The following is a 16,675-nucleotide window of genomic DNA, read 5'->3' as shown; positions in this document are numbered from 1 at the left end:
ACCTGCCTTCCCCGGCGGGCGCTTCACCTGTCCGGTGTCCGGCGGGGCGGGCGCTCCCCCGTAACCCAGTGTGGCATTTGCCTTTTGTCCGGGTCAATTGCCATTGTAGAGAGGTAATTGCCGCAAACCGGGCGTGGCAAACCCGGCATTGTGGCGATCGCAGTCCGGCGACCGCGTGGTCGCGGGTCGTCAGGTGATGGGAGGCAGACATGTCGATGGTTCCCCAGGACGCCCGAGTCGCCGCTATCCGCAGCATCCTCATGCGCCTCGGCAAGTACTCCGGCCTGAGCGCGGAACGCTTGCGCCACACCGAAATCGATGCCGCGCCGCTGCTCGAGCTGCTGTCGGTGCGCAGGCACGCCAGGCGCACCGGTGACAGTGTCGAAGCCGCGATCCTGCCGGTGGTGCGCGAGGTCGCCCAGTGGCTCGCCCCTACCGATCGGCTCATCGTCGATGCCGCCCTGTGTCTGGGGTTGTGGCGGGACCGGCCGGGCGTCGGTGTCGATGTCGATCGCCTGTATGCGGACAACCTCGGCGAACGTCGAGAGGCCTTGACCGAACAGTGGGTCGCGTTGCACACCCTGCTCGATGTCGACCCGATCCCCGAGACTCCCACCGTCAAACGTCTGCGCACCGTCGCCGAACACGCCGCGTTCACTGCCTTGGCCGGGCTGCTCGCCGCCGACTCGGGCTATCCGATGGCTCAGCCCGCCGCGCCCGCGCCGACCGCGCCGCCGCCCGCCCAGCGCGGGGTGGTGACGGTGTTCGGTGACGCGGTGATCGATCACCTGTACCGGGTGGACGACTTTCCCACCGCCACCAGCGCGGCCAGCGGCAGCTTCACCGGCCATCCCGGCGGCAAAGGCCTCAACCGGGCGGTGGCGGCGGCCCGGCTCGGCATCGACGTGCACCTGGTGTGCGCGGTCGGCGACGACGAGTACGGCCGCCGCATCCGTGAGTTCCTCGAAACCGAGCGCGTGCACCTGGATCTGGTGAAGGTGGTCCTGTTCGCGCCGTCGCTGGTGACCGCCGTCGTGCTGGCTCCCAACGGCGAATCGCGGATGATCGGCTGCCGCGACACCCGCGTGCAGTTGCAGGACGAGGATCTGCACCGCCCCGAACTACGGGCCGCCCTCGAGTCCTCGGATGTGGTGATCCTGAGTTTCGAGCAGCCCCCGGCGGTGATCGAACAGGTGCTGGCCACGGTGTCGCAGTTGCAACCCAAACCGCCCGTGATCGTGTGTCCCACCCCGTCGATGCCGGTTCCCCAAGGGCTGTATCAGCATTTCGGCGCCGTCGACTACCTGGTCGGCACGGCCGCCGAACTCGCCGCGCTGCTGCCCGACGTGCCCGCCGAGTCCGGCGACGACATCGCCCGGTTACTGCGCGGGCTCGGCGTCGGCACCGTGTGCACGGTCGAGAACTTCCACTGCGTGGTCGCCTCCGACACGGTGAACACCGTCATCGATCACTTCCCGCAGGTACTCAAAGCCTCCGTCGGTGCGGCGGCGGCGTTCACCGGGGCGCTGGCGCATCGGCTGGTGAACAGCCGAACCGCGCTCACCGCAGCCGATTTCACCTGGGCGACCGCCGCGATGATTCCGACCCAGAAGCTGGGCGCGGTCGCGGTGACCATGCCCGGTGTCGACGACATCGATCGCATCGTGCGCCTGTACGCGCCGCGAGCCTGATCCGGGGGTAAAGTCGCGGCGTCGCACCGCACCCCGTCCCACCTCGGAGGATCGTTGACCATCCTGTCGTTCGGCAGTGCCGCGAGCACACGCGCCGGGTCCGACACCGCCCACCGATTGGGCCGCGCGGGCGGGCAGCTTCCGGTTCGGGTCGTCGAGATCGCCGACCCCGACGACGGCGGACATCTGCTGGTTTTCGGCGATCCCGGCGACGGGTGCCTGGTGCGGCTGCATTCACGCTGCCTCTACGGCGAAAGCCTGGGCTCCGACGACTGCGACTGCGGCGCCGAACTGCGCACCGCGATGGACCGCATCCAAGCCGAGGGTTGTGGGGTGCTGGTCTATCTGGAGCAGGAGGGGCGCGGCGCCGGCCTGATCTGGAAGGCCAGGGGGTACCGGGAAAGCGAATTGTCGGGCGCCGACACATTCCAGGCTTATGAGCGCCTCGGCCTGCCCGCCGACACCCGCCGTTTCGCACCCGCCGCCGACGCGCTCGCCGAGCTGGGCTTGCGCCGGGTACGCCTGCTGACCAACAACCCCGACAAGTGCCGGGCGCTGACCGATGCGGGCATCGATGTGGACCCGGTACCGCTGACGATCACCCTTTCCTCGGCCCGCGGCAGACGGTATCTGCAGGCCAAACGCGTGCACCGTCACCACACCATCCCCGTCGACGATCTGGTCGCCGGCACCCGCCGCCGGATGTGGTGGTGGCCCGGTCGCCGCAGGTAAACGCCCCGGGATTCCCGATATCCGGCTACGATATGTGAGCCGTGCCACTTTTGACGTCTTCGCCTCGAGATGATGTGAGGAAAGTCGTCTCATTGGTTCGGCACTTCAGCTCGGCCTATGGGAACAGGGATATGACAGAGATCGGTTTCGCGCACGCTTCCGGGGTCACGGTGCACACCGTACCCGCCGCCTTCCAGCAGACCGCCGCCTTGCGGCCCGGCCAGATCGCGCTGCGCACCGTCGGCGGCACCCAGGAGATCACCTGGTCCGAATACGCCACCCGGGTGCGCGCTCTGGCCGCCGGCCTGGCGAAACTCGGTGTCGGACACGGCGATTCGGTGGGCATCATGCTCACCAACCGGCCCGAGTTCAACCTGGTCGACACCGCCGCCCTGCACCTGGGCGCCACCCCGTTCTCGGTGTACAACACCAGCTCGCCGGAGCAGATCGCGCACGTGTTCGCCAACGCGGGCAACCAGGTCGTCATCACCGAGCAGGCCTTCCTCGATGCGATCCGGGAATCCGGCGCCGAGATCGCGCACACGGTCCTCGTCGACGGCACCGCCGAGAACACCGTGTCACTTACCCAGCTCGAATCGGACCCGCTGCCGGACTTCGATTTCGACGCCGCCTGGCAGGCCGTGGAGCCCGGTGACCTGGCCACCCTCATCTACACCTCGGGCACCACCGGCCCGCCCAAGGGCGTGGAGCTCACCCACAGCAATGTGATCGCGCAGGTGGTCGGCCTGGTTTCCGGCCCGCTGCCGGTCGGTTTCGACGACCGTGCGGTGTCGTATCTGCCCGCCGCGCATGTCGCCGACCGCATTTCCGCGCACGCGATCAGTCTGCTCACCGGTGTGCAGATCACCACCGTGCCCGACCCGCGTGAGATCGCCGCCGCCCTGCCCGACGCCCGCCCGACGGTGTTCTTCGGCGTGCCACGGGTGTGGCAGAAGATCAAGACGGGTATCGAGAACAAGCTCGCCGTGGAACCGAGCCCGGTGAAGAAGGCGCTGGCCAACTGGGCGATCGGGGTCGGCGTCGCCGACGCGCGCGCCAAGCTGGCGGGCGAGGGCTCGTCGCTGCTGCTCGGTGTGCAGCACAAGATCGCCGACGCGCTGGTGCTGTCGAAGTTGCGTGACGCGCTCGGTTTCGCCGAACTGAAGGTCGCCGCCTCCGGTGCCGCCCCGGTGCCGCCGGAAACTCTCGAGTACTTCCTCGGCCTCGGCTTCTCGGTGAGCGAGGTGTGGGGCATGTCGGAGACCTCGGGTGTCGGCACGTTCACCGAGATCGACAAACCGCGCCCCGGTTCGGTCGGTCGCGTGATGGACGGGGTCGAGTTGCGGTTGGACGCCGACGGCGAGGTCCTCATCCGTGGCCCGATCATCACCCGCGGTTACCGCAACATGCCCGACAAGACCGCCGAAGCCATCGACGACGCGGGCTGGCTGCACACCGGCGATGTGGGCACGCTCGACGCCGACGGCTACCTGCGCATCGTCGACCGCAAGAAGGAGCTCATCATCAGCGAGGCGGGCAAGAACATCGCCCCCTCCAATATCGAGAACGCCATGAAGGCGGCTTCGTCGATGATCGGTCAGGCCGTCGCGATCGGCGACGCCCGCCCCTACATCACCGCCCTGGTCATGCTCGATCCCGACGTCGCCGCCCTGCGCGCCAAAGAATTCGGTGCCACCGACGCCACCCTGGCCGAACTGTCGCGTCGCCCCGAGATCATCGAGGAGGTCAAGGAGGCGGTGCTCGCGGGCAACCGCAAGCTGTCGCGGGTGGAGCAGGTGAAGCGGTTCCACATCGTCGAGACGCTGTGGGAGCCCGGTGGTGACGAGCTGACCCCGAAGATGTCGCTCAAGCGCACCCCCATCGCGAACAAATACGCCGACCGGATCGCCGAGCTCTACGCGGCCGAACCGCCCGCGGGCGTCGTGAACGTGAAGTAGGTCCGAAAGAACCGGTGGCCCCGCATCCGTGCGGGGCCACCGGTGTTTTCAGTGCTGTTCGTAGGTGCCGACGAGGGTGGCACGACCCAGGGTGTGGAAGAACAGGTTGAACCCGAGGTAGGCCGGGGTCGCATCGGGGCCGACTTCGAGCTCGGGCACGTCGACGGCGTGCACGACCACGAAATACCGGTGCGGCCCATGACCTTTCGGCGGACCCGCGCCGACGAACCCGGGGAACCCGCCGTCGTTGCGCAACGACACCGCACCGGTCGGCAGGGTGCCGCCCTCGCTGCCCGCACCGGTGTCGAGCGAGGTCACCGAGGCGGGGATGTTGGCGACCGCCCAGTGCCAGAACCCCGACGCGGTCGGGGCGTCCGGGTCGTACACGGTGACCGCGAAACTCTGTGCGCCCTCGGGGAATCCGGACCAGCTCAGCTGCGGGGAGATGTCCTTGCCACCCGCGCCGAACACCCCGGAGACCTGATCGTTGGCCAGTGGCTGACCGTCGGTGATGTCGGTGGAGGTGAGGGTGAACGACGGCACCTTCGGCAGCGCGTCGTACGGGTTGTAGGTCATAGCGGCCTCTCTGTGTTGTTGGCGGCTGGGCCCGCGGGTTCAGCTGTTCAGCAGGAAGTGTTCCAGCACCCGGGTGCCGAATTCCAGGGACTGCACCGGTACCCGTTCGTCGACGCCGTGGAACAGGGCGGTGAAGTCGAGGTCCGGCGGCAGCTGCAGCGGCGCGAAACCGAAGCAGCGAATTCCCAACCGGGCGAACGCTTTCGCGTCGGTGCCGCCGGAGAGCATGTAGGGCACGGTTCGCCCGTTGGGGTCGTTGGCCAGCACCGCGTCGTTCATGGCGTCGACGAGGTGGCCGTCGAAGGTGGTTTCGTAGGAGTCGAGTTTGGTGATCCACTCGCGTTCCACGTCGGGGCCGATCAGTTCGTCGACCTCGCGTTCGAACGCGGCCTGACGCCCCGGCACCACCCGGCAGTCGACCACGGCCTCGGCGGTCTGCGGAATCACGTTGGCCTTGTACCCGGCCGAGAGCATCGTCGGGTTGGCGGTGTCGCGCAGCGTGGCACCGATGATGCGGGAGATGGTGCCCAGCTTGGCGAGCTGACCTTCGATGTCGGGACTGTTCGGGTCGAACTGCAGGCCGGTTTCCTCGGTGACGGCAGCGAGGAATTCGGCCACCGAGTCCGAGAGCACCACGGGGAAGGTGTGTTTCCCGAGCCGGGCCACCGCGTCGGCCAGGATGGTGACCGCGTTGTCCTCGTGCAGGAACGACCCGTGACCCGCGCGAGCCTTGGCCCGCAACCGCATCCAGCCCAGGCCCTTCTCGGCGGTCTCCACCAGGTACAGCCTGCGTTCGGTGCCGTCCGGGCGCGGCACGGTCAGCGAGAACCCGCCGACCTCACCGACGGCCTCGGTGACGCCGTCGAACAGGTCGGGCCGGTTGTCGACCAGCCACTGTGAGCCCCATTTGCCGCCGTTCTCCTCGTCGGCGAGGAACGCGAAGACCAGGTCTCGCGGCGGCACGGTGCCTTCGGCCTTGAACTGGCGCGCCAGCGCCAGGGTCATCCCGACCATGTCCTTCATGTCGATCGCGCCGCGCCCCCACACGTATCCGTCCTGCACGGCGCCCGAGAACGGGTGCACGCTCCAGTCGGCCGCTTCGGCGGGAACCACGTCGAGATGCCCGTGGATCATCAGCGCACCCCGGCTCGGGTCTGCCCCGCGCAGGCGGGCGAACACATTGCCGCGCCCCGGCGCTCCCGATTCGACGTACTCGGTCTCGTACCCCACTTCCTGCAGTTGTGCTGCGACCCACTCGGCACACTCTCGTTCGCCCTTGGTGGTCGCGAGCTCACCGGTATTGGAGGTGTCGAACCGGATCAGCGTACTGACCAGCTCCACCACCTCGTCTTCCGCGCGAGACCGTCGATCGACTCCAGAACTTTCGCCAGATGCCACCACGCCCCTTTCCTACCACTGTTGGTCGTCTCGACGCGCCCCGCGTGGGCATCACCCCCGTGTTTAGATGCTGACTTAATTAAATCTGTGCTTAAATAAGGGGGTGCACGCTTTGGACATCCTCGGGGATCCGGTTCGTCGCCGGATTCTGGAACTGCTCGCCGCCGGTGAATGCGGTGCGGGCGCGATCAGTGACGCTGTGCGACAGGAATACCCGATCTCCCACCCCGCGGTGTCACATCACCTGCGGGTACTGCGGGAGAACGGGTTCGCGACCGTTCGCGCGGAAGGCACCCGGCGCCTCTACGCGGTCGACAGCGCCGGTATGCGTCAGGCCGACGAATGGCTCGACCGGTTCCGCCACCTGTGGCAGACCCGGCTCGACGCCCTCGACACCGAGATCGCCCGCGGCAAACGCGAGCGACGCAGCTGAAGGAGACAGCAATGCTCGACCTCATCGATCAGATCAACCGCACCATGACAGACCTCGGGCCGTCGAAACAGGTGCGGCTCGCACGGACTTACGACACGACCACCGAGGACCTGTGGGACGCGTGCACCGACCCGCAGCGGCTGTCACGGTGGTTCGAGCCGGTCAGTGGTGAGCTGCGGGAGGGCGGCCGCTACCGGCTCGACGGCAGCGGAACGACCGGCACCATCGAAGAGTGCGTCGCGCCGACACGGCTGCGCATCACCTGGGAGTACGGCGACGACACGAGCGTGGTCGAGGTGACGATCACCGGCACCGAGGATGGGGCAACCCTCGAACTCACCCACACCGTGCCGGACAACGAACACTGGCTAACCTACGGCCCCGGCGCCACCGGCGTCGGCTGGGAAACCTCGTTCCTGGCAGTGGGTTTCTTCCTGTCCGGTGACGACAGGGCTACCCCGGCGGAGCTGGAAAAGCTGCTGTCCACACCGGAAGGCGCCGAGTACATCCGGCGCGCCGCGAGCGCCTGGGGCGACGCGCACACCACCGCCGGGGCCGATCCGGCGACTGCCCGCACGGCCGCCGACAGCGTGGCCGGCTTCTACACCAGCGCCGAGTAGCGACGAGCAGAGGCAAGGCCGTCAGGAGCCTCGTACAGCCGCGGCCAACGCCTCGTCTGCGAGCGCTTTCGCCGCCTCTCGCGGTGCGTGGTGGGCGAGGGCGGTGACGAGATCGCGGATTCCTTGCCGCATGCCCGGTGCGAGGCGGGCGTGGCGTGCCACATCGAGCTCGTTGGCGATGGTGAGGACGGCGAAGGCGTGCAGGTCGGCCCCGGTGATCGTGACCGATCCGCCGGCGAAGCGGTCGGTGACCCGCAGTGACGGTTTCCCGAGTTCACGGTAGGTCGGTGTGCGGGCGCAGGCGCCGTAGAGGTAGACCAATTCCTCGGCAGCAGAACCGATCACCTCGGCCAATCGGTGTCGCCGCGTGGTCGGTAAGAGTGCCGTGGCGAACCCGTCCGTGCCGTAGGTGGCGTGGCAGATCGCGGCGAGCCGGGTGCGTCGTGGGGCGTTCCACTCGGTGGTGATGGTGTGCACGCGACGCAGGTGATCGAGCAGGTTCCCGCCCGGGTGCTCGACGCGTTCGGCGCCGAGTGCTCGCTGGAATTCGAGTGCCGCGCGCATGGTGTCCTCGTCGAGACAGGTATCGGCGTGCACCGCGATGAGATCCGCGAGTTGTTCCGGTGCGTCGCGGGCCACCAGGTGGCCTGCCTCGGCGATCACGGCGGTGGTGACGCGCCGGTTCGCCCGGTGCAGACGGTGCACATCGTCGTCGGCGAGGAAGGAGCGGCCGCCGCGCACGAGCAGGATGGGCAGGTCCACTGTGCCGATGGTGCTGAGCAATGCGGGCCCGGATCCGAGGATGTCGTCGGTGAGGTCCTCGAGGCTCGCGCCGAAGCCCTGGTCGCGCAACCAGGCTCGTGTCGGCTCCGGGTCCGGATCGGGAACGACGTCCACGAGGATCAGCCCGGCGACCTTGGACCGGACGGCAGGTTCGGCCAGCGCCGCCATGGCGGCGAAGCCGCCGAGGGAGGCTCCGGCGACCACCACGGGTCCGGACTCACGGCCGATCAGCGCGGCCACGTCGTCGGCGAGCGGCCGAAGCGTGGTGACCTGCCCGGAACTCTCGCCGTGGCCGCGCAGGTCGACCGCAACGGTGCGGTAGCCACGCACCCCGAGCCGTGCCGCGATGGGCGACCACACGCCGCGACGCTCTCCCCCGGCGTGCAGCAGCAGGACCGTGGGTCCGTGGCCGCGGACCGTGGCGCGCAGTGTGGCGTCGCCGAGGACGATATCGGTATGGATCATCGCGCTACCCCAAACCTTGACGTGTCCAGGTAACGGTAGGCCTTGCTGCCTTGGCTGGTCAAGGTAGTGTGACGATGTGAGCATGCCGAGAGTGCGGAGGCGTCCGGAGGAGGCGCGTCAGGCGATCCTCGACGCCGCCGCGACGCTTCTGGCCGAGGGCGGCCCCTCGGCCGTGCAGGTCCGTGCGGTCGCCGCCCGCGTCGGCATGACCGACGCGGGCGTCACCCATCACTTCCGGAACCGGCAGACCCTGCTCACCGAACTCCTGCGGCACGGCGGCCGCCGGCTCCGAGCGGGCCTCGCGAACATCGTCGCGGCGTGGCTGGACGACAACGCCGACCTGCCCGCACTCATCACCGCACTCCACGACTTCTACCGCGGCGGCTACGCCGATCTGGCCGCCGCCCTGCACGCCGCGGGTTGGCGTGACCGGGGCAGCGGCATGCTCGACCCCGTCGTCGAGGCCCTGCACCGTGCCCGCCCACCGGGCAGTTGCTTCGACGACACACGCCACGCTGTCGCGGCTCTGCATCAGGCCGTGGCGATGGATGTCCGCTACGGCAACGCTTTCCGGCGTAGCGCCGGGCTCACCGACGCCGCCGCGACCTTCGACGCGCACGCACAGTGGTGGGCGCACCACCTCGAAACCAGCCTCGGCCTGTCCGCGCCCGGCCGGGCTCAGGGTTCGAGCACGTAACGACCGCGCGCCCCACCCTCGGCCATGGCCCGGTGGGCGTCGGCGGCCCGGTCCAGCGACAGGACCGCGTGCACCCGCGTGGGCAATCGGCCTGCCGCGGCGAGGGCGAGCAGGCGCCCCAAGCGCGGTCCGTCCGATCGCACCATCAGCACGTTCACGGTGATCCCCCGCTCCACCGCGGGCACGATATTGGGCCGGACACCGACGAATATTCCACCGTCACGGACCGGTTTCAGGCCCCACGTCTGCTGCGGGGTGGCGTCGACGACCGCGTCCCACCCGGGCTCGACCGCGGTCACGAAGTCGGCGCCGAGTCCACGCACGAACTGTTCGTCGGCCGCCCTGGCCAGACCGGTGACCCGCCAGCCGCGGTCGGGTGCGAGGGCGGCGACACCGGCCCCGATGGCACCGGCGGCTCCGATCACCAGCAGCCGGTCACCGTCGGTGGGTGCCTCGCCGAGCATGTCGAGGATCTGTGCGGCGCTCAGACCACTGAGTGGCACCGTGGCTGCCGGGACCAGGTCGAGCCCGTCCGGCACCACTGCGAGGTCGGTGGCGGGCACGACGAGTTGTTCGGCGTAGGTGCCGAAGTCGCGATCGAAGCCGAGCACGACACCGGCGACTCGGGTCCCGACGGCCAGCTCGACGCCGGGTCCGGTGGCCAGGACGGTGCCGGCGAAGTCCCAGCCCAGTCCGGTGTGTTCGGGTTGGTCGATCATCCCGAGCTCGTGGAAGAAGCCGCTGACCACACCGAGGTCGGTGGGGTTGACGGGTGCGGCCGCGACTCCCACCCGAACCTCACCGGGTCCGGGCTCGGCGACGGGCACGTCGATGATCTCGATCGAGTCTGGTCCGGCCGGTGTGCGGACGACGGCGGCCCGGAAAGTTCTGGCTGTGTTCATGATTCGCTCCTCCATCAGTGCTGGTGGATTCCAGCCTGCTCGGGCGACTTGGAAGGGAGTTGGAGCCGAATCGGACGTCGCCGTGCCTTGCTCTGTCAGGTGCGGAGCGCGGCGGCGGCGCGTGCCCTGGCTTCGGTGGACCAGTGTGGTGCGTTCCACCGTTCGGCGATGTCGGCTGCCTGCGCGAAATGCGCGGCCGCCTCGTCGCCACGACCGAGGAACACCGCGAGTTCGCCCAGTACGTGCGCGACCGGGCGCACGGCGAGCGACACGCTCTCCGCGCCCGCGGGAGGACCGTCGCGGTGTGGCAGCAGGTCCGTGTAAACCCGTTCGGCACCGTCGCGGTCGTTCACGGCGATCAGGGCCAGCGCGCGCAGGCTCGTCAGGAAGGTGAAGAAGAAATCGGCTCGGATCGGAGCCGGTGGTGTGGGCACTACTTCGTTGCCGCGACCCGCGGCGTGCAAGGCCAGTGTCAGCAGGTCGGCGACCATCGAGCCGAGCGCGGCGTGGAAGGCGCGGACCTCGTCCAGGTGGGCGCCGAGGGTGCCGTCGTTGATCCAGATCGCCGCGCGGGCGATGCGGAGGAATCCGGCGGCGTGCACCGATCCGGCGCGTTCCATGCGCTGGGTGGCTGTGATGTAGCGGCGTTCGGCGTCGGCGAACCGTCCCTCGATCAGTACCAGTGTCGCCAGGGCGATCTCGGCTGCGCCGACCGCTTCGGGCATCCGGTAGGCGCGGGCCAGGTCGCGCGCTTGTTCACTGACGTGACGCATGGTCGTCGGATCGTTGGCGGCGGCGGCACCGGCAGCCAGGTTGAGCAGGGCGGTGATGCGGTACACGGGCAGGTCGTGTTCGGTGCCGATCGCCAGGAGTTCCCGCGAGTACTCCTGCCGACCGGAGGCGCGCGCCAGGATCAGTAGGGCGGCGGCGCGCAGACCCGGGGAGGTCGCCGACTCGAGTGCTTCCATGGCCGCGGGCATGACCGTCGGATCGTCTTCGCCGACCAGTTCGTGGGTGTAGGCGATGAGCAGGTGAGCGCGCACCTCGCGGTCGAGATCGGTGCGGGTGAGCAACCGGGCGAGCCGTTCGACGATCGGGCGGTCGACCGTCCCGTACATCCGGGACTGCCACGGTGTCGGTTCGGTCCAGGCGGTGAACGCGGCGATCATCAGATCCTCACGCCCCAGCGACTCGGCGAATTCCACCGCCTCCTCGCGCGTGCGCCTGGCGCCTGCGATGGACCCGGCCCTGACCTGTGCTCGCAGCAGTCTGCCGAGCAGATCCACCCGTTCGTCCGGTTCGCGGGCAGCGGCGACGGCATCGGTGAGGAGCGCGACCGCCACATCGTGGGCGTAGCGCGCCTCGGCCAGTTCCGCGGCTTGCACGCAGTACCCGACGGCTTTCGGCGATCCGGCCCGCGCCCAGTGGTGTGCCAGGGCGACGATGTCGCCGGAGCCTTCGAGCGCCGCGGCGATCCGCGCGTGCATCCTCGTCGTGCGCGCCCGGCTGACACCGGTGACCAGGGTGTCTCTGACCAGGGCGTGCACGAACCGGACCCGACCGGGCCCCGGTTCGTCGAGCAGCCCGGCGATGACGCCCGCGTCGACGGCGTCGAGCACGCCGTCCTCGTCGGTGTCGGCGGCGCGCACGAGCACGTCGACCGAGCATTCCCGACCGGCCACCGCCGCCAACCGCAGCACCGACACACCGCTGTCGGGCAACCGTGCGAGCCGTCGCCGCAGCACGTCGCGGACACCCTCGGGAACCTCCGAGAGCGCGACCAAAGCGCCTTCGCCGTTGAGCAGGCGGGCGGTCTCGCGCACGTAGAAGGGATTGCCGCCGGTTCTTTCGGCGATTCCGGCCACGGTCGAGTCGTCGGTGTCGCACTCGGCCCGCACGAGTTCGGCGACGGCGTCGCGGTCGAGTCCGGGCAGGTCGAGCCGAAGCGGGGCGGTGCGGGCCAGGGTGGCGAGTGTTTCGGTGAGGCGCTCGCTTTCGTCCGAACGGTAGGCGGCCACGATCAGGATCGGGGCCTTGGTGTCGATGCCGCCGGTGAGCAGTTCCAGGGTGGCGGCGTCGGCCCAGTGCAGGTCGTCCAGGACGACGGCGACCGGGCGGTCGGTGGCGGCCGCGGCGAGCCAGGTCCACACGGCTCGCCGGAGCCGGAATCGTCCGGCTGCCGCGTCGCCGTGTGCGGGCGCGAAGTCGCCCAACAGCGGTGCCAGATCGTCAGAGAGCGGTTGGGGCGCAGCGCTTTCGGCGATCGATCGCAGCACTTCCACCCAGGCCCAGGCCGGTGGTGCGCTGTCGACGTCGGGGCAGCGCCCGACGGCTACGAGCCAGCCGTCGAGGGTGAGTGTCGTGGCGAGGTGCTCGAGCAGGGTCGACTTGCCCTGTCCCGCTTCGCCGGTGACCAGGGCGGTTCTCGCGCCGTCGGTGATCGCTTGCTCGGCGGCTCTGCTCAGGGCTGCGAGTTCGTTGTCGCGTCCGACAAACGGGGTGGGCGACCGGCCGTTGTCGAATGTCGTTGCCGCTGAGTGTGATCCGACGCTCCCGGAGTAGTTCTTACCCGGGTCGACCACACCTGATCCGACCGCACCGGGTCCAGCCGCACCGGGTCCAGCCGCACCGGGTCCAGCCGCACCTGGTCCAGCCGCGCCGGGTCCGGCCGCGCCGGGGCGGACTTCGCCGGAGTCAACCGCGCCGCGGCCGACTTTGCCCACCTCTACCTCACGGCCGCCGCCCGCAGGATCTTCGCGCGCATTCCGGCTCCCGGGCTGCACTGTCCGCTGCGATGACGCCACCGGAACCACCGCACGCAGGAAGTCCGTGCGCTGAGCCAGTATCGCCTCTTCCAGTTCCACCAGGTCCGGGCCCGGGTCGAGGCCGAGTTCGTCGGCGAACAGGGTCCGTGCGCGCCGCAGCGCGCTCAGCGCATCGGCCTGACGCCCACTACCCCACAGCGCCAGCGCGTGCAGCCGCCATCCTTCCTCGCGCAGGGGCTCGTCGCGAGTCAAGGTCTCGGTGTCGGGAACGACCGTCGCGGCCCGACCCAGGCGCAGACCTGCCCCGATGTGCAGTTCGCGCGCGACCAGACGCAACTCGTGCAGCCGTGCTGTTTCGGCGGCCACCCACGGCTCGTCGGCGACCTCGGCGAACGCGGGACCGCGCCACAGCGCCAATGCCTCGTCCAGCCGGGAGCGCGTGTCCTCGGGATCGGTGCGTGTGCGGGCTTGTTCGAGTAGTTCCTCGAAACGCCAGGCGTCCACCGCGTGCTCGGGCAGGTGCAGCGCGTAACCGGGTGCGGCGCTCACCAGCAGACGGGCCGGTGCCCGTGGTGGTCGGTCCGGTTCCAGCAGGCGGCGCAGGTTCGACACATACGCCTGCAACGACGCCAACGCCCGCGACGGTGCTTCCCCACGCCAGAGGTCTTCGACCAGCCGGTCCACCGGCACCACTTGCCCGCGCGCGGCCACCAGTAGCGCGAGCACACCGCGTTGACGCGGGCCACCGAGGGGAAGCGGTTCGCCGCCGACCTCGGCCGCGAACGAGCCCAACACCCGGATCAAGACCATGACCGGCCATATCGTACGCGCGCCTGCCCGCACGGTTCCAAGTCGGCTCCAACTGCCTTCCAAAGCTCGGCGAGCAGTCTCGTTCACATCGAAACCCGTTGAAAGGCAGGACAGTATGAGCATCAGCACACAGGGCACGCGGATCGGCACAGTGGGACGAAAGGTGGTCACAAGGTATCGGGTCACCACCGTGATGGCCGTGCTCTGCGCGGCGGCACCGTTGTATTTCGGGCTGAGTTTCCTGCTCGCTCCCGAGAGTTCGCCCGCCGGTTTCGGTATCACGCCGTGGCCTACCGGCAATGCCGACGGCTATTTCGTCGTCAAGGGCGTGCGCGACATCTCGACGGCCGCGGTGGCGTTCCTCGTGCTCGCCCTCGGCCACCGTCGCGTCCTCGGCTGGATCGTGCTGATCAATGCGGTGATCCCGTTCGGCGACGCGCTGGCCGTGGTGACGCACGGCGGAACGGTGACGACAGCGCTGACCGTGCATATTTCGGCAATGCTGTTCGTCGTGCTGACGGCTGCACTGCTGCTCACGGAACGCCCCGCGCGCACCTAGCCGAAACTGGAGCAGGTCGGTGTGGTCGTCTCGATCACACCGACCTGCCGGCTGTCCTGCGCACACCGAACCGCGCAAGCAGCGCCCGCGCCGCGAGACCGAAGATCGTCCTGCCCGCATCGGCGGGCGCGTCTTTGCTCGGCGCGCACCAGACTTGAAAGGTCCTGGGGCTCATCGGAATCGAGATGTGCTCGTGCGTGATCACCCATCGGCCGTCCACCCGCCGAAGGCAGACGGTCTCGCGCACCCAGATCGACAATTCGATGCCGCCCTTGTGCTTGCCGGAATCCAGATGGAGCATGTTGGCGAAGGCCACGTCTCCGTCGACGGCGATCGTCAGCTCGTGCGTTTCCAGATCGATCGGGCCGTCGTACCCGTCGAACCACCGCAGAAAGTTCGCCCGCACCTCCTCGGTTCCCGTAAACCGCAGCGGCGCGACAGCGTCGTAGTAGACGATGTCCTCCGCATAGAACGACATCGCCGCGTCGAGATCCTTCGACTCGTGCGCCCGGGTACGACTTTCCAAGAACTCCCTGATCTCGGTCTCACCTGACACCCCGCGTCTCCTTCCGCAACCTTCGGACCTTTTCGGTAGTCCGACGAGACAGCGGGAACAAATGTGAGGTCCCACCGAGCCCCTGAGTTCGGAAAGTCTCGCTGCACGTGTTTGGCTGGCGTGGTGAGCGCGCGGATTGTTCGGATCGGGGTCGGGGTGGTTGCCGGGGTGGCGACGCTGGCCGGAATCGCCGGTGTGGCGTTGCATTTTTCGCGGTGGGATGTGGAGCCGGTCGTGTTGGCGGCGTCGGCGGCACCGTATCTGATGTGCGGTGCGGTGGTGGGGGCCGCTGGTTTCGTGGGCATCAAGCAGTGGGTGGCCGCCGGGGTGGCGGGCATCGTGGTCGCCGCCGGTCTGGCGACCCAGGTACCGCTGTACTTCGCCGATGGTGGTGGCGAGGGGCCGGCGATCATGGCGATGCAGGCCAATCTGCTGTTCGACGGCGCCGATCCGATGGTGCTCGTGAACGAGGCGCGTGCGCGGGATATCGCTGTGCTCACCGTCAACGAGCTCACCCGCCCGGCGGTCGAGGACCTGGGTCGTGCGGGTCTGGATGCCCTGCTCCCGTACCGCTACCTGGCCCCCGGTCAGACCGCGAGCGGGACCGGGATCTGGAGCCGATACCCGTTGTCCGACACCGTCGAATACGACGGGTACGTCCTCAACCAGATCTCGGCGACTGCCACCGTTCCCGAAGTCGGTCCGGTCTCGGTGTATGCCTTCCACCCGGTGCCCCCGATCTACGACACACGTGTCTGGGCCGATGAACTGTCCCGGCTCCGGCAGGTGCTGGACGGCGCGCCCGCCGATCGTCCGGTGCTCGTCGGCGGCGATTTCAATGCCACCCACGACCATGCCCGGTTCCGCGCTATCGCCTCTGGTCGCTACGCCGACGCGGCCGCCCAGGCGGGCGCGGGTCATCTGGTCACCTACCCGACAGACAAATCGATACCCCCGTTGGTCGGCATCGACCATTTCCTGCTCGCCGACGCGCACGCCACGAACGTGGAAACCGTCGATCTACCCGGCGCCGACCATCGAGCCCTGGTAACGCGCATCGTCTTTCCCGCTCGGTAAGAACTACGGCTCGGCCCGTGTCAGCACCGCCTCGACCCGTGCCCGCATCGCATTCCCGGCCGCCAGCAGCGGTTCGGCCGAGCGCACTGTCCGGCCGAGCACGAACGCCCCTTCCAGTGCGGACAGAATCGCCAGCACAAGATCGCGGGCTTCGTCCTCGACCAGTCCACGACGCACGAAATACGTGGTGCCCTGGTCGATCCAGTCCGCGACGACCTCGGCCACCACCTCCCGCAGTTCCGGTTCGGAGTCGGCGATCTCGCCCGCCACGGTCCCCACGGGACACATATTGATCCACCCGGATTCCTCGAGCGTGCGGGCGGCGTCGGCGAACGCGGACGACACCGCGACGGCGAGGTCCTCGTGCGGGTCCATCAGCAGCGGCAGCAACTGGATGTAGGCGGCACCGGAATCACGCAGCGCCACCGCGGCGATCTGCGGTTTGCCCTGCGGGAAGTGGTGGTAGAGCGAGCCCATCGGCGCGTCGGCGGCGGCGGTGATCTGCTTGACCGTGATCGCGCTGTACCCGTGCGTGCGCATCAGTTCGGCGACGGCGGTGACCAGGCGTTCCCGGGTAGGCGTTGACATCTTCTCCCTCACAGCTCCAGACTAGAGCAAACGCACTAGAGTGTTCGCTCTAACTGGAGGTTCTC

General features: G+C 68.9%; 15 protein-coding genes. 8 read left to right on the top strand and 7 right to left on the bottom strand.

Features of this window, described 5'->3' with window-relative positions; genetic code table 11:
* The first annotated feature begins 209 nt into the window (after positions 1-209).
* From ACSVDM_RS11610 to ACSVDM_RS11600, 3 genes are all read left to right on the top strand, one after another.
* Positions 210-1,691, top strand: a complete 1,482-nt coding sequence (locus ACSVDM_RS11610; protein ID WP_439264618.1) for a PfkB family carbohydrate kinase — start codon at positions 210-212, stop codon at positions 1,689-1,691.
* Between the two features lie 54 nt (positions 1,692-1,745).
* Positions 1,746-2,423, top strand: coding sequence for a GTP cyclohydrolase II (locus ACSVDM_RS11605; RefSeq protein WP_439264616.1), 678 nt, complete (start codon positions 1,746-1,748; stop codon positions 2,421-2,423).
* A 131-nt stretch (positions 2,424-2,554) separates the two neighbouring features.
* On the top strand, positions 2,555-4,381 hold the full coding sequence (locus ACSVDM_RS11600) for an AMP-dependent synthetase/ligase (RefSeq protein WP_439264614.1): 1,827 nt from the start codon (positions 2,555-2,557) through the stop codon (positions 4,379-4,381).
* 48 nt (positions 4,382-4,429) lie between these two features.
* Here the strand turns inward: ACSVDM_RS11600 and ACSVDM_RS11595 are convergent, their stop codons facing one another.
* Complete coding sequence (locus tag ACSVDM_RS11595; protein ID WP_439264612.1) at positions 4,430-4,957, bottom strand: YbhB/YbcL family Raf kinase inhibitor-like protein; 528 nt, start codon at positions 4,955-4,957, stop codon at positions 4,430-4,432.
* A 39-nt stretch (positions 4,958-4,996) separates the two neighbouring features.
* Positions 4,997-6,358 (bottom strand): M20/M25/M40 family metallo-hydrolase, encoded by a 1,362-nt coding sequence (locus ACSVDM_RS11590; RefSeq protein WP_439264610.1) that lies wholly within the window; start codon positions 6,356-6,358, stop codon positions 4,997-4,999.
* Between the two features lie 100 nt (positions 6,359-6,458).
* On the opposite strand from ACSVDM_RS11590, the gene ACSVDM_RS11585 reads away from it, so the two are divergent.
* Both ACSVDM_RS11585 and ACSVDM_RS11580 read left to right on the top strand, forming a co-directional pair.
* The gene (locus ACSVDM_RS11585; RefSeq protein WP_181695986.1) at positions 6,459-6,788 is read left to right on the top strand and encodes an ArsR/SmtB family transcription factor; all 330 of its coding nucleotides are present in this window, start codon (positions 6,459-6,461) and stop codon (positions 6,786-6,788) included.
* Positions 6,789-6,799: 11 nt separating this feature from the next.
* Positions 6,800-7,408 carry an SRPBCC family protein gene (locus ACSVDM_RS11580; protein ID WP_439264608.1) on the top strand — a complete coding sequence of 203 codons (609 nt, stop codon included), beginning with the start codon at positions 6,800-6,802 and terminating at the stop codon, positions 7,406-7,408.
* Positions 7,409-7,429: 21 nt separating this feature from the next.
* On the opposite strand, the gene ACSVDM_RS11575 is transcribed toward ACSVDM_RS11580, so the two are convergent.
* Positions 7,430-8,656 carry an alpha/beta fold hydrolase gene (locus ACSVDM_RS11575; protein WP_439264606.1) on the bottom strand — a complete coding sequence of 409 codons (1,227 nt, stop codon included), beginning with the start codon at positions 8,654-8,656 and terminating at the stop codon, positions 7,430-7,432.
* A gap of 82 nt (positions 8,657-8,738) precedes the next feature.
* Here ACSVDM_RS11575 and ACSVDM_RS11570 point away from each other — a divergent pair, with 82 nt between their 5' ends.
* Positions 8,739-9,353, top strand: a complete 615-nt coding sequence (locus ACSVDM_RS11570) for a TetR/AcrR family transcriptional regulator (RefSeq protein WP_439264605.1) — start codon at positions 8,739-8,741, stop codon at positions 9,351-9,353.
* Here the strand turns inward: ACSVDM_RS11570 and ACSVDM_RS11565 are convergent.
* Together ACSVDM_RS11565 and ACSVDM_RS11560 are read right to left on the bottom strand one after the other, a co-directional pair.
* Complete coding sequence (locus ACSVDM_RS11565) at positions 9,335-10,255, bottom strand: alcohol dehydrogenase catalytic domain-containing protein (RefSeq protein WP_439264603.1); 921 nt, start codon at positions 10,253-10,255, stop codon at positions 9,335-9,337. The genes ACSVDM_RS11570 and ACSVDM_RS11565 overlap by 19 nt on opposite strands.
* 95 nt (positions 10,256-10,350) lie before the next feature.
* The gene (locus ACSVDM_RS11560; RefSeq protein WP_439264602.1) at positions 10,351-13,830 is read right to left on the bottom strand and encodes a BTAD domain-containing putative transcriptional regulator; all 3,480 of its coding nucleotides are present in this window, start codon (positions 13,828-13,830) and stop codon (positions 10,351-10,353) included.
* Positions 13,831-13,945: 115 nt separating this feature from the next.
* Here ACSVDM_RS11560 and ACSVDM_RS11555 point away from each other — a divergent pair, with 115 nt between their 5' ends.
* The gene (locus ACSVDM_RS11555; RefSeq protein ID WP_439264600.1) at positions 13,946-14,389 is read left to right on the top strand and encodes a DUF4267 domain-containing protein; all 444 of its coding nucleotides are present in this window, start codon (positions 13,946-13,948) and stop codon (positions 14,387-14,389) included.
* 34 nt (positions 14,390-14,423) lie between these two features.
* Here the strand turns inward: ACSVDM_RS11555 and ACSVDM_RS11550 are convergent, their stop codons facing one another.
* Positions 14,424-14,945 (bottom strand): YybH family protein, encoded by a 522-nt coding sequence (locus tag ACSVDM_RS11550; protein ID WP_439264598.1) that lies wholly within the window; start codon positions 14,943-14,945, stop codon positions 14,424-14,426.
* A gap of 123 nt (positions 14,946-15,068) precedes the next feature.
* On the opposite strand from ACSVDM_RS11550, the gene ACSVDM_RS11545 reads away from it, so the two are divergent.
* Positions 15,069-16,022: an endonuclease/exonuclease/phosphatase family protein gene (locus ACSVDM_RS11545; protein WP_439264596.1), complete on the top strand. Its 954-nt coding sequence runs from the start codon at positions 15,069-15,071 to the stop codon at positions 16,020-16,022.
* A 3-nt stretch (positions 16,023-16,025) separates the two neighbouring features.
* On the opposite strand, the gene ACSVDM_RS11540 is transcribed toward ACSVDM_RS11545, so the two are convergent.
* Positions 16,026-16,610, bottom strand: coding sequence for a TetR/AcrR family transcriptional regulator (locus ACSVDM_RS11540; RefSeq protein ID WP_439264594.1), 585 nt, complete (start codon positions 16,608-16,610; stop codon positions 16,026-16,028).
* Positions 16,611-16,675: the final 65 nt, after the last annotated feature.

It is taken from the genome of Nocardia sp. JW2 (assembly GCF_051843015.1).
Classification (GTDB): domain Bacteria; phylum Actinomycetota; class Actinomycetes; order Mycobacteriales; family Mycobacteriaceae; genus Nocardia; species Nocardia coubleae.
Note: the sequence above shows the minus strand (reverse complement) of the source record. Positions and strands in the feature narration are given on the sequence as shown.

Coding starts and splice junctions, on each gene's coding strand:
- ACSVDM_RS11540 (WP_439264594.1), bottom strand. CDS start 16,610: ATGTCAACGCCTACCCGGGAACGCCTGGTCACCGCCGTCGCCGAACTG.
- ACSVDM_RS11600 (WP_439264614.1), top strand. CDS start 2,555: ATGACAGAGATCGGTTTCGCGCACGCTTCCGGGGTCACGGTGCACACC.
- ACSVDM_RS11560 (WP_439264602.1), bottom strand. CDS start 13,830: ATGGTCTTGATCCGGGTGTTGGGCTCGTTCGCGGCCGAGGTCGGCGGC.
- ACSVDM_RS11570 (WP_439264605.1), top strand. CDS start 8,739: ATGCCGAGAGTGCGGAGGCGTCCGGAGGAGGCGCGTCAGGCGATCCTC.
- ACSVDM_RS11595 (WP_439264612.1), bottom strand. CDS start 4,957: ATGACCTACAACCCGTACGACGCGCTGCCGAAGGTGCCGTCGTTCACC.
- ACSVDM_RS11555 (WP_439264600.1), top strand. CDS start 13,946: ATGAGCATCAGCACACAGGGCACGCGGATCGGCACAGTGGGACGAAAG.
- ACSVDM_RS11580 (WP_439264608.1), top strand. CDS start 6,800: ATGCTCGACCTCATCGATCAGATCAACCGCACCATGACAGACCTCGGG.
- ACSVDM_RS11610 (WP_439264618.1), top strand. CDS start 210: ATGTCGATGGTTCCCCAGGACGCCCGAGTCGCCGCTATCCGCAGCATC.
- ACSVDM_RS11565 (WP_439264603.1), bottom strand. CDS start 10,255: ATGAACACAGCCAGAACTTTCCGGGCCGCCGTCGTCCGCACACCGGCC.
- ACSVDM_RS11575 (WP_439264606.1), bottom strand. CDS start 8,656: ATGATCCATACCGATATCGTCCTCGGCGACGCCACACTGCGCGCCACG.